Annotated in this window: 9 protein-coding genes; 5 read left to right on the top strand and 4 right to left on the bottom strand. The window is 60.3% G+C overall.

What is annotated here, in order from left to right; genetic code table 11:
• The first annotated feature begins 149 nt into the window (after positions 1 to 149).
• The gene (locus CSK29544_RS20930; RefSeq protein ID WP_015386970.1) at positions 150 to 1,850 is read left to right on the top strand and encodes an NAD-dependent malic enzyme; all 1,701 of its coding nucleotides are present in this window, start codon (positions 150 to 152) and stop codon (positions 1,848 to 1,850) included.
• 51 nt (positions 1,851 to 1,901) lie between these two features.
• Here the strand turns inward: CSK29544_RS20930 and CSK29544_RS20925 are convergent, their stop codons facing one another.
• The gene (locus CSK29544_RS20925; RefSeq protein WP_007901720.1) at positions 1,902 to 2,159 is read right to left on the bottom strand and encodes a hypothetical protein; all 258 of its coding nucleotides are present in this window, start codon (positions 2,157 to 2,159) and stop codon (positions 1,902 to 1,904) included.
• 132 nt (positions 2,160 to 2,291) lie between these two features.
• Positions 2,292 to 3,113 carry a TIM barrel protein gene (locus tag CSK29544_RS20920; protein WP_007901722.1) on the bottom strand — a complete coding sequence of 274 codons (822 nt, stop codon included), beginning with the start codon at positions 3,111 to 3,113 and terminating at the stop codon, positions 2,292 to 2,294.
• 356 nt (positions 3,114 to 3,469) lie between these two features.
• On the opposite strand from CSK29544_RS20920, the gene CSK29544_RS20915 reads away from it, so the two are divergent.
• Together CSK29544_RS20915 and iolB are read left to right on the top strand one after the other, a co-directional pair.
• Complete coding sequence (locus CSK29544_RS20915) at positions 3,470 to 4,975, top strand: CoA-acylating methylmalonate-semialdehyde dehydrogenase (protein WP_007847743.1); 1,506 nt, start codon at positions 3,470 to 3,472, stop codon at positions 4,973 to 4,975.
• An 18-nt stretch (positions 4,976 to 4,993) separates the two neighbouring features.
• Positions 4,994 to 5,803, top strand: coding sequence for a 5-deoxy-glucuronate isomerase (gene iolB, locus CSK29544_RS20910; RefSeq protein ID WP_007901727.1), 810 nt, complete (start codon positions 4,994 to 4,996; stop codon positions 5,801 to 5,803).
• A gap of 59 nt (positions 5,804 to 5,862) precedes the next feature.
• Here iolB and CSK29544_RS20905 read toward each other — a convergent pair whose 3' ends face one another.
• Positions 5,863 to 6,717: a MurR/RpiR family transcriptional regulator gene (locus CSK29544_RS20905; protein ID WP_007901730.1), complete on the bottom strand. Its 855-nt coding sequence runs from the start codon at positions 6,715 to 6,717 to the stop codon at positions 5,863 to 5,865.
• A 146-nt stretch (positions 6,718 to 6,863) separates the two neighbouring features.
• Positions 6,864 to 8,777, bottom strand: a complete 1,914-nt coding sequence (locus CSK29544_RS20900) for a bifunctional 5-dehydro-2-deoxygluconokinase/5-dehydro-2-deoxyphosphogluconate aldolase (protein ID WP_029039057.1) — start codon at positions 8,775 to 8,777, stop codon at positions 6,864 to 6,866.
• A gap of 492 nt (positions 8,778 to 9,269) precedes the next feature.
• On the opposite strand from CSK29544_RS20900, the gene iolD reads away from it, so the two are divergent.
• The gene (gene iolD / locus CSK29544_RS20895) at positions 9,270 to 11,210 is read left to right on the top strand and encodes a 3D-(3,5/4)-trihydroxycyclohexane-1,2-dione acylhydrolase (decyclizing) (RefSeq protein WP_029039058.1); all 1,941 of its coding nucleotides are present in this window, start codon (positions 9,270 to 9,272) and stop codon (positions 11,208 to 11,210) included.
• A 56-nt stretch (positions 11,211 to 11,266) separates the two neighbouring features.
• Positions 11,267 to 12,280 carry a bifunctional inositol 2-dehydrogenase/D-chiro-inositol 1-dehydrogenase gene (iolG, locus tag CSK29544_RS20890; protein ID WP_007865014.1) on the top strand — a complete coding sequence of 338 codons (1,014 nt, stop codon included), beginning with the start codon at positions 11,267 to 11,269 and terminating at the stop codon, positions 12,278 to 12,280.
• Positions 12,281 to 12,311 lie beyond the last annotated feature (31 nt).

The following is a 12,311-nucleotide window of genomic DNA, read 5'->3' as shown; positions in this document are numbered from 1 at the left end:
GGTATTGATGCGACAAATCTGTCCATTAAGGGAAGAGTGCCGGGCCGCTTTCTTATACACTATGTGCCGCTATGGTAATCCGCCCGTTCCGACGCGGCTCCCAGAAAGCCAATGGTGAGGCTTCTGCCGCGCAAAAAAGAGTGAGACAGATGGAAATCAAACACAAAAAAAACCGTTCGCTTTACATTCCCTACGCCGGCCCCGTTCTGCTGGAGTTCCCGCTGCTGAACAAGGGCAGCGCCTTCAGCATGGAGGAGCGCAGCAACTTCAACCTGCTGGGGCTGTTGCCGGAAGTGGTGGAAACCATTGAAGAGCAGGCGGAGCGCGCGTGGCGACAGTTTGAAGATTTCAAAACGGATATTGATAAACACATTTACCTGCGCAACATCCAGGACACCAACGAAACCCTGTTTTATCGCCTGCTGGAAAACCATCTTGAGGTGATGATGCCCATCATCTACACCCCGACGGTGGGCTCGGCCTGCGAACGTTTTTCTGAGATCTACCGCCGCGCCCGCGGGGTGTTCATCTCCTGGCCGAACCGCCACAACATGGATGACATCCTGCAGAACGTGCCTATCCATAACATCAAAGTGATCGTGGTGACGGACGGCGAGCGTATTCTCGGCCTCGGCGACCAGGGCATCGGCGGCATGGGCATTCCTATCGGCAAGCTCTCGCTCTACACCGCCTGCGGCGGCATCAGCCCGGCGTATACGCTGCCTATCGTGCTGGATGTCGGCACCAACAACCAGCAGTTGCTGAACGATCCGCTCTATATGGGCTGGCGTCACCCGCGTATCACCGACGACGAGTATTACGCGTTCGTTGATGACTTTATCCAGGCGGTGAAACAGCGCTGGCCGAACGTGCTGTTGCAGTTTGAAGATTTCGCGCAGAAAAACGCGATGCCGCTGCTTGAGCGCTATCGCGACGAGATCTGCTGCTTTAACGATGATATTCAGGGCACCGCGGCGGTGACGCTCGGCACGCTGATTGCCGCGAGCCGCGCGGCGGGCAGCCAGCTCAGCGAGCAGAAAATCGTCTTCCTCGGCGCAGGCTCCGCCGGGTGCGGCATCGCCGAGCAGATCATCGCGTGGATGCGCACCGAAGGCGGCTTAAGCGACGAACAGGCGCGCGCCCGTGTCTTTATGGTCGACCGTTTCGGCCTGCTGACCGACAACATGCCAAACCTGCTGTCGTTCCAGTCGAAGCTGGTGCAAAAACGCGACAGCCTGCAGGGCTGGGATACGCAGAGCGATTCGATCTCGCTGCTGGATGTGGTGCGCAACGCCAAACCGGACATTCTCATCGGCGTCTCTGGCCAGACCGGGCTCTTCACCGAAGAGATCATCCGCGAGATGCACAAGCACTGCGCCCGCCCGATTGTTATGCCGCTCTCTAACCCGACCTCACGCGTCGAGGCGACGCCGCACGACATCCTGAACTGGACCGACGGCGCGGCGCTGGTGGCGACGGGCAGCCCGTTCCAGCCGGTGACGGTGAAAGAGAAAACCTACCCGATTGCGCAGTGCAACAACGCCTATATCTTCCCCGGCATCGGGCTTGGGATTATTTCGTCCGGCGCGCTGCGCGTGACCGATGAAATGATGATGGCGGCGAGTGAAGCGCTGGCCTCGCATTCGCCGCTGGTCAATACCGGCAGCGGCCTGGTGCTGCCGCCGCTGACGGATATTCAGCAGGTGTCGAAGGATATTGCATTCGCGGTAGGCAAAATGGCGCAGCAGCAGGGTGTGGCGGTGAAAACTTCCGCCGAGGCGCTGTTACAGGCCATTGAGGAAAACTTCTGGCTGCCGGAATACCGCAGCTACCGCCGCACCTCTATCTGATGCGGCTTCACGCTGGCGCGCCTGCGCCAGCGTCTCTTCCCGTTGTTTGTTTCATCTGCCCCAGCGCGCCCACAGCGTTCTGCCCGCCACGGTCGTTATCAGCGAACAGATAACCGACACCACCGCCAGTTCAATAAAATAGGCGTTAAAGTCATCAAGGAAAGGCACCACGTTCACCACGGCGGCGACGTCGCGTAGCTCGGCGGTATGCAGCAGTGCGAAAAGCACCGGCGGGATATTCAGAAAGAAAAAAATAAACAGCAGGCAAAAGATAATGGATTCAAGGGTGTTGGCCGGGGTGACTCTCATTGACGCGCTCGGTTCTGAATAAAGGACAACCCCGACGACGCCTGTCGCCGCGGGGTCTGGCCTCGCATCATACCTGAAACCGCGCCCCGACCACAGGTGATTTTATCGCCGGTTTTCGGGCGCGCTTAGCCCTCAGGCCACGTTTTCTTGCACCAGCGCGATGCTGTTGACTATCTCCCGCTCAATATCCGCTTCGCGCCATGACGCTATGGATGAAGAGAACGGCTCGAACGCGTAAATGCCCTGATAGCCGCGCGCCTCAAGCGCCTTGATCTGCGCGATCGTCTCCAGCCTGTCGTCCGGCATCAGCATCAGGCGCTGATCGTCGGTCAGCGTCTCAAGCGGGCGCGGATCGTTAACGCCGGAGAGGTGCACCAGTCCTATCATCGACACATCCACCTGGGAAAACGCCTGCGCCGCCTGCGGGTAGAGCGCATGGTGGAAGGTGTCGATCAGCAGTTTAAACGGCACTTTCGCGTCGCGAATAAGCGTCTGCGCTTCGGCCGCCGAGCGCAGCGAGCTTTGTGGAAAACCAAGCGGCTCCACCAGCCCCTGAATCCCGTAATGGTCAAACAACGGAGCAAGATCCTGCAATGCCGCCAGGGTTTCCGCCGGCCCGACGGGCGTGCCGTTGTTTAACGGACAGAGCACCAGCCCCGCCGCGCCCACCGCCTGCGCGTCTTTCAGCAGCGATTCGGTCAGCTCGCGCACCGCGGGTGTGCGCTGGTTAAACGGGTAGACGGCGTTAATGGTCACAATGTCGATGTCGTAACGCGCCGCCAGCTCGCGCACCTGCGCTGCGCTCAAATCGTCGGTGACGTTACCGCCGGGCATATCGTTACGCAGCTCGACCTTATTCAGCCCAAGCCGGTTGACCAGTTTAAAAAACGCCGGGATATCCAGCGCCGGGGCGATTTTGCGGTTAACGCAGAAGCGGTGCAGTGCAATGGTCATCGTACTCTCCTGGAAGTCACAGAATGAAAGCTGGCCTGCCTGTAATCAAAACATTTATTTCATAATTGGCAATATTTGAAATTTCGCTTCTTTGATCGGCTTCGCAAAAAAGCCATCGTGGAGGCAGCGTTTCCTTGCCAGAAGCGTAATATTCCGCGTTTTTTCTCAGGATAAGGGTGAATGTGGCAGAAGCAGAGAAGCGGTTGCGTCGAAAATGCGACAATGCTCACCAAAATTAAATTTCATTTATTGGTTTTATTGAAATATTCATTTCATTTAGCCAGGATGAAGACAGATGTTTTTACGCGAGCCGCCACGGCTCCCGCATTGACCCCCTCCAGACGACGAGGCTAAGCATGAATATCACAGGAAACTTTATCGGCGGGAAAATTTGCAACAGCAGCAGCGGCCAGACGGTGCCGGTCTTCGATCCGGCCACGGGCAAACCGGTGCGCGAGGTCACGCAATCCACGGCGCAAGAGGTCTCGGCGGCAATCCAGGTCGCCCATGAGGCGTTCCACGGCTGGGCCAACACGACGCCGCTGCGCCGCGCCAGGGTGCTGTTTCATTTCAAAATGCTGCTTGAGAAACATGCCGACGAGCTGGCGGCGATTATCGTCAGCGAGCATGGCAAGGTCTGGTCGGACGCTATGGGCGAGCTGACGCGCGGCATGGAAGTGGTGGAGTTCGCCTGCGGCATTCCGCACCTGATTAAAGGGGAATACTCCTCTGATGTCGGCACCCGCGTCGACAGCTACTCGCTGATGCAGCCGCTCGGCGTGGTGGCGGGGATCACACCGTTTAACTTCCCGGCGATGGTGCCGATGTGGATGTTCCCGATAGCGCTCGCCTGCGGCAACAGCTTTGTGCTGAAACCGCCCGCGCTGGCGCCGACCGCCGCGGTGCGCCTCGCTGAGCTGCTGTCAGAAGCCGGGCTGCCGGATGGCGTGTTCAACGTGGTGCATTGCAGTAATGAAGACGCCGAACAGCTCTACACCGATCCGCACATCGCGGCGGTCAGCTTTGTCGGCTCGTCCGGCGTGGCGGAGCATATCTACAAAACCGCCAGCGCTTACGGTAAACGCGTGCAGGCGTTCGGCGCGGCGAAAAACCACGCCATTGTGATGCCGGATGCCGATCTCGACGCCACGGTAAACGCCATTATGGGCGGCGCGTTTGGTTCTGCAGGCGAGCGCTGCATGGCGCTGCCGATTGTGGTCGCGGTGGGCGACGAAACGGCGGATAAACTGATTGCGCGCCTCACGCCGCTGGTGGAAGCGCTGAAAGTCGGGCCGGGCTGTATGCGCGGGCCGGAAGAGAACGAAATGGGGCCGGTGGTTTCCGACGTCCACCAGAAAAAAGTGCTGGGCTATATTGAAAAAGGCGTCAGCGAAGGCGCGAAACTGGTGGTCGATGGCCGTAAATTCCGTCTGCCAGGCTATGAAGCGGGCTACTACGTCGGCGGCACGCTGTTTGATAACGTAACGCCGGAGATGGTCATCTGGCGCGAAGAGATCTTCGGGCCTGTGCTCGGCATCGTCCGCGCGCCGGATTACGAGCGCGCGCTGGCGCTGATTAACAGCCATGAGTTTGGCAACGGCAGCGCGATTTTCACCAGCAACGGCCATACGGCGCGCGAATTCGTGCATGACGTTCAGGCGGGGATGGTGGGCGTCAACGTCCCTGTGCCGGTGCCGATGGCGTTCCACAGCTTTGGCGGCTGGAAACGTTCGGTTTTCGGCGCGCTGAATGTCCACGGGCCGGACGGCGTGCGGTTCTATACCCGCATGAAAACCGCCACGGTGCGCTGGCCGCAGGGACAGCAGACCGTCTCTGAATTCAGTATGCCGACGCTCGGTTAAGTTTTTCCAGGAGGAGCCATGTCGTTACTTGCAAAGGCGCAGCGCGACGCGCGCCAGATACAGCACATCACCCCGGAAAGCGCCGGCTGGCGCTATATCGGCTTTGATGTCTGGATGCTGAAACAGGGCGAAACGCTCACGCTTGAGAGCGGCGACCGGGAGCAGTGCCTGGTGCTGGTGGCGGGGCTCGCCTCGGTGAAAACCCGTAACGCGGAGTTTCCGGGCCTCGGCGGGCGGATGTCGCCGTTTGAGCGCACGCCGCCGTGGGCGGTCTACGTGCCGCCGCAGGAGCGCATTGAAGTGACCGCCGATTCCGATCTGGAGCTTGCCGTGTGCAGCGCACCGGGCAAGGGCACGCGGCCTGCGAGGGTGATTTCGCCTGAAGAGGTGGGCGTTGAGCATCGCGGTAAAGGGCGTAACCAGCGGCTGGTGCATAACATCCTGCCGGACAGCGGCGAGGCGGACTGTCTGCTGGTGGTGGAGGTCTATACCGAAGAGGGCGCCACCAGCTCCTGGCCCGCGCACAAGCACGACACCCCGGTGCCGGGGAAAGAGACGCAGCTTGAAGAGACCTACTACCACCGTTTCGATCCGCCGCAGGGCTTCGCTTTTCAGCGGGTCTATACCGATGACCGTAGCCTGGACGCCTGCATGGCGCCTTACAATCACGATGTGGTCATGGTGCCGCGCGGCTATCATCCCGTGGCGGCGATCGCGGGTTATGACAGTTACTACCTGAATGTGATGGCCGGGCCGGAACGCCAATGGCTGTTTACCTGGGAAGAGGACCACGCCTGGATCAACAGCGATGACTATCCGCGGCGTTAAGCCTGAATAAAAAAACGGCCCGGAAGGGCCGTTTTTTTATGGTCGCGACGCGTGGGGCGTTACGCGGTCTGTTGCTGCGTGGTTTTGCTGTTGTCGAGCGCCAGCGAGACGGCGAGCGTCTGGGCGAGACAGAGCGACGCCACCTGCGAGCGAAAGCCGTCCACCTGCGCTTCGCGCACCACAAAGCAGACGTCGCTGAAGGCGGCAAGCGGGCTTACCTGGCTGTCAGTAATTGCAATCTGGCCCGCTTTGCGCTGCGCGCCCAGCTCTACCAGTTCAACCACTTCACGGGAGTAGGGCGAGAAACTCACCGCCACCACCACATCTTTCGGCCCCACCAGGCTTAGCTGTTCGGTAAACATGCCGCCCAGCCCGTCAATCAGAAACGCTTTACGGTCGAGATGGCGCAGCGCGTAGGTGAGGTAGGACGCGACGCTGAACGACCGGCGCAGGCCAATCACGTAGATATTCTCGGCCTCAGCCAGCAGCTTCACCGCTTTTTCCAGCTCTTCCGGCGCCATCTGCATCGCCAGTTGTTGCAGCGCCTGGGTATTAACCATCGTAAACATGCTGAGAATTTCGCCCGGCGTTTCCGGCGCGCTGGTCTCTTCGCTGGCGGTCTGGCGGAACAGGCGCGCGCGTTCGGTATAGTTGGCGGTCTCTTCCATCAGATGCTGTCTGAACATCTGCTTCATTTCATTAAAGCCGCTGAAGCCAAACGCATTGGCGAAACGGATAAGCGTCGAAGGCGGCACATCCGCCTGCCGGGCGATAGAGGCGACGGTATCGAACGCGACGCTGTTGCTGTTATCGAGAATGTAGCGCGCCACCTGTTTAAGCCGTTTGCTGAGGTCGTCATACCGGCGACGAATTTCATCCTGAAGGATGGAGAGCTGGGTCGGATTATTTGCCATGTATCGTGCCTGATAAAAGGGGGAAAAGAAGGAAAGCTCGTGTCAGTGTATCAAATGAAGCGAATTTTTCATTTTCCCGGATGAAATACGCGATTCATTTCACGAAGCAGGAAGGCGCGGAGCGACGGGGCCGCCCCGCGGGAAGGTTAACGGCGCGCTTCGCGCCAGAAGTTGATAAGCGTCAGGTAGTTGTTTTTCACTTCACGGACCAGCGCCTCGTCGCTAAGCTCGCCCTGCATCCAGCGGCGCGACGGCTGGCCGAAAATGGTGCGCCCGACCGCGAAGCCTTTGATGATGGGATGCGTCGCCGCCTCAGTGAAGCCTTCGCGCAACTGCTCCTGCGGCGCGTCGAGCCCGAGCAGCAAAATGCCGCGGCAGTACGGATCTTCCTTTTCAATCAGCGCGCTGATGGCCTGCCAGTGGTGGCTCGCCAGCGGCGGCAGTTTCCACCAGTCCGGCTTAATGTCGAGCTGATAAAAATGCGCCAGCATCGTGTGGTAATGCTGTTGGTCTTTATCCGGCCCGTTTTCCGGCAGGATCACTTCCAGCAGCAGTTCATGGCCCGACTGCTGGCAGGCGCGCCACACCTCCAGCAGCAGCGCGTCCTGCTGTTCGCGAAGCGCGGCCGGATCGTGCGGATGATAAAACACCAGACATTTCACCACATGCTCCAGCGGCCAGCTTGCAAGCTGCGAGCCGATATCGCCATGCTCAAGGCGCAGCGGGCGCGAGCCGGGCAGCTCAATCGGGCGGCCAATCCACCAGCCCTGGCCGGTGATGGCATTGAGCGTGCGCTGGCCGTAAGTGCTGTCCGCCAGAATACCGCTGCGGCCCGCGAGGCCCGCCTCCTGCGCCGCGTCTTTCGCCGCCTGTAGCAGCAACTGTTTCAGCGCCGGAATACGTGATTCATCGCAGCCGGTGTCCAGGGCCAGATCGGCGAGCTGTTTGCGGTGATCGAAGGCGAAAATACAGAGCTCCGGCCACGCCTGGCGGCGGGAGGTGACGCGATGCAGATGGTTTAAGCGCGCGTCGAGATCCGGGCGCGGCACCAATTCGGCGCGGGCCAGGTAGTCATCAAGTTCGGCGCGCGTCGGCATCGCCGGGGCGCAGCCGTGGCGGGAGACCACCAGCGCGCCGCAGGCGTTGGCGTAGCGGCAGGCCTGCTCCCAGCCTTCGTCGTTCAGCCAGCCGCGCAGCAGCCCGGACATAAACGCATCGCCCGCGCCAAGCACGTTCAGCACCTCCACCCGCACACCCTGATAAAGCGGGATGGCGTCCCAGCTGTCCGGCACCGCGCCTTCCAGCACCACGCACCCCATCGGCCCGCGCTTGCAGACCAGCGTGGCGCCGGTGGCGTGGCGGACGTTTTTCAGCGCGGTCAGCGTGTCGGTACTGCCGCCCGCGATGTGAAACTCCTCTTCGGTGCCGACCACCAGATCGAACAGATGCAGCACTTCCTGAAGCTGGCGCGTGACCTGCTCCGATTCCACATAGCGCGTTTCGCCGTCGCCGGGCGACGTCAGCCCCCACAGAACCGGGCGGTAGTCGATATCCAGCGCGGTACGCAGCCCGTGGCGGCGCGCGTATTCCAGGGCTTTCAGCACGGCGGCGCGGGTGTCCGGGTGCGAGAGGTGCGTGCCGGTCACCGCCAGCGCGCGGGCGGAGGCGATGTAATCTTCGTTAATATCCTGCGGCGTGAGCGCCATATCGGCGCAGTTGTCGCGGTAGAAGATAAGCGGGAACGTCTCCTGATCTTTAATGCCGAGCATCACCAGCGCCGTCAGCCGCTGTTTATCGGTGATCAGGTATTCGGTGTCGACGCCTGCGCGCGACAGCGTTTCACGCAGGAAACGGCCATTATGTTCATCCCCCACGCGGGCCAGCATCGCCGATTTCAGCCCCTGGATTGCGGTGCCGAACGCGACGTTGCCTGACGAGCCGCCGAGATATTTGGCGAAGGTCGCCACATCTTCAAGCCTGGCGCCGATCTGCTGCGCGTAGAGATCCACGGCAACACGGCCAATACAAATGACATCGAGCCGCTTAACTGCTGCATTCATAGCTACGGTTTCCTTTTGCATGCCTGCTTCACGAGAGGGCCGGAGAGCCGGCGGCGCGCCCGCAAGCAGCCTGAGGGTTAACGGTTGAACGTAGTATGAGAAATAAATATTTCATTTACAAATTACTTTGAAACTAAAAAACCAGAAATGTGAACGCTATTCCACTCTGCGTATGGCCAGGCGCGGTCAGCCGGGTCTGGATCGGGAGCGCTGGCACACTGCCGGACAAGCCGAGAAAACGCATAGCCTGTGCGGGTTTATCGTTTGTCACCCGCTGTTGCAGGTTGCCGCGTTTCGCGATCTTCGCCACAGAAAACGTGGCCTGATGAAACAGAGTTTGATCCCTCTCGCAAAATGAAACATTTCATCTGTATTTGGGTTTTATGAAAAAAATGTTTGCCTATAATCCAGACAGATTCCGGCAGGCTGGTCGCGTTAAAAGAGAGTATCAGAGCGAGCCTGCATGACACTGGCTGAAAAAGGAAGGCGAAAATGGGCAAGCTGAGACTGACAATGGCGCAGGCGCTGGTGAAGTTTCTTGATAACCAGTACCTGGAAGTGGATGGCGAAACCGTCAAATTCGTAAAAGGCATTTTCGCCATCTTTGGCCATGGCAATGTGCTGGGGCTGGGCCAGGCGCTGGAGCAGGACAGCGGCGAGTTGCGTCTGTACCAGGGGCGTAACGAACAGGGCATGGCCCATGCGGCGACCGGTTTCGCCAGACAGTCGCTGCGCCGCCAGATCCTCGCCTGCACCTCGTCGGTAGGACCAGGGGCCGCCAATATGATCACCGCCGCCGCGACGGCGACGGCCAACCGCATTCCGCTTCTGCTGCTGCCGGGCGATGTCTTCGCCACCCGCCAGCCCGATCCGGTATTGCAGCAGATAGAGCAGAGCTACGATCTCAGCATCAGCACCAATGACGCTTTTCGCGCCGTCAGCAAATACTGGGATCGCATTACGCGCCCGGAACAGCTGATGAGCGCCTGTATCAACGCCATGCGCGTACTGACCGATCCGGCGGAAACCGGCGCGGTGACGCTGGCGCTGCCGCAGGATGTGCAGGGCGAAGCGTGGGATTACCCGCAGTCGTTCTTCGCCCGCCGCGTGCATCGCCTTGACCGCCGCCCGGCAAGCCAGGCGCAGCTTAATGATGCCGTCGCGGCCATCCGCGCCAGCCGCAAGCCGCTGATTATCTGCGGCGGCGGGGTGAAATACTCAGGCGCTGGCGAGGCGCTGGCGCACTTCGCCGAACGCTATCGTATTCCGTTTGCGGAGACGCAGGCGGGGAAAGGCACGCTTATCTCGTCGCATCCGTATAACGTCGGCGGCGTCGGCGAAACGGGCTGTCTCGCGGCTAATCTGCTGGCGAAAGAGGCGGATCTGGTGATTGGCGTCGGCACCCGCTTTACCGATTTCACCACCTCCTCGAAATGGATCTTCCAGCATCCCGACGTGCGCTTTCTCAATATTAACGTCAGTAACTTCGACGCCTGGAAACTCGACGGCATTCCGCTGCTGGCCGACGCCCGCGAGGCGCTGACGGCGCTGGACGGTGCGCTTGGCGATACCGCGTGGCAGGCGGGCTGGGGCGAGCAGATCGCCGCCGTGCAGAGTCGCCAGATGAAAGAGACGCACCGCGTTTATCAGGCCTCGTTTCAGGAAAAAGGGTTTATCCCGGAAATAGACGACCATCTCGATCGCGAGTCGGTCTACCGGGAGTTCCGCGCGCTGACTGACTCCACACTGACCCAGAGCAACGTGCTCGGCATCCTTAACGAAACGCTGCCGCAGGAGGCGGTGATCGTCGCGGCGGCGGGCAGCCTGCCGGGCGATTTGCAGCGCGTCTGGCGCACCCGCGCGCCCAACGCTTATCACGTCGAATATGGCTACTCCTGCATGGGGTATGAGGTGAGCGCGGCGCTTGGCGTCAAACTCGCCGAGCCGCAGCGCGAGGTCTACGCGATGGTTGGCGACGGCGCATTCATGATGCTGCATTCGGAGCTGGTCACATCGATTCAGGAGGGCGCGAAGGTCAACGTGCTGCTGTTCGACAATATGGCGAACGGCTGCATCAACAACCTGCAAATGGAGCACGGCATGGACAGCTTCGGCACTGAGTTCCGCTTCCGCTCGGCCGAAAACGGCCAGCTGAACGGCGGGCTGGTGCCGGTGGATTTCGCCGCCATCGCGGCGGGCTACGGCTGCAAAACCTGGCGCGTCACCACGCTCGATGAGCTGAAAATCGCGCTGGAGGCGGCGCAGCGCGAGACGGTAAGCACCCTTATCGATATCAAAGTGCTGCCAAAAACCATGGTGCACAAATATGGCAGCTGGTGGAACGTCGGCGTGGCGCAACAGGCGCTCAGCGAACGTATTCAGCGGGTGGCACAACAGATCAACGAAAAACGCGCGCAGGCGCGGGATTACTGACCTTTTTATTCAACAAGACACTTACCTTAACCCTGATTATTCCGGAGATAACCCTTATGTCGCTCAGATTAGGCGTAATTGGCGCAGGCGCCATTGGTAAAGAACATATCCGTCGCTGCACCCAGGTTCTGCAGGGCGCGACCGTCGTTGCCGTATCGGACATCAATCTGGATAACGCGCGCGCCGCGGTGAACGCGCTCGGCCTGAAAGCGGAAGTGTATGCCGACGGGCAGGATGTCATTAAGGCGCAGGATGTGGACGCGCTGATTGTCACCTCCTGGGACCCGACGCATGAAGCGTTTACGCTCGGCGCGATTGAAGCGGGCAAACCGGTGTTCTGTGAAAAGCCGCTCGCCATGACCGCCGAAGGCTGCCGTCGCATTGTCGATGCTGAGATGAAAGCGGGCCGTCGGCTGGTGCAGGTCGGCTTTATGCGTCCTTACGATGAAGGCTATCAGGCCCTGAAAGGCGTTATCGACAGCGGCGAGATCGGCGCGCCGCTGATGCTCCACTGCGCGCACCGCAACCCGGAAGTCGGCGAGAACTACACCACCGATATGGCTATCACCAGCACGCTTATTCATGAGCTGGATGTATTGCGCTGGCTGCTAAACGACGATTACGCCTCGGTGCAGGTGCGCTTCCCGCGCGCCACGTCGAACACCCATGCCCGGCTGAAAGATCCCCAAATCGTGATGCTGGAAACCCGCAAAGGAACCCTTATCGACGTCGAGATTTTCGTGAACTGCCGCTATGGCTATGACATCCAGTGCGAAGTGGTCGGCGAGACCGGTATTGCCCGTCTGCCGGAGCCGTCGTCGGTGCAGATGCGTAAAGCGGCGAAGCTTGCCACCACCATTCTGACCGACTGGAAAGACCGCTTTATTAAAGCCTATGACGTCGAACTGCAGGCGTTCATCAACGATGTGAAAGCCGGCGAACTGCGCGGGCCTTCGGCCTGGGACGGCTTTGCGGCGTCGGTGGCGGCGGACGCCTGCCTGAAAGCGCAGGAGAGCGGCGCGCTGGAGACCATCAGCCTGCCGGAGCGCCCGGCTTTTTACCTGCGCTAAGCCCGCAGCCCAATACGAATCTGACGGGGGT

This window comes from Cronobacter sakazakii (assembly GCF_000982825.1).
In the GTDB taxonomy this organism is placed as follows: Bacteria; Pseudomonadota; Gammaproteobacteria; order Enterobacterales; family Enterobacteriaceae; genus Cronobacter; species Cronobacter sakazakii.
This window is presented reverse-complemented; position numbering and strand designations above follow the sequence as displayed.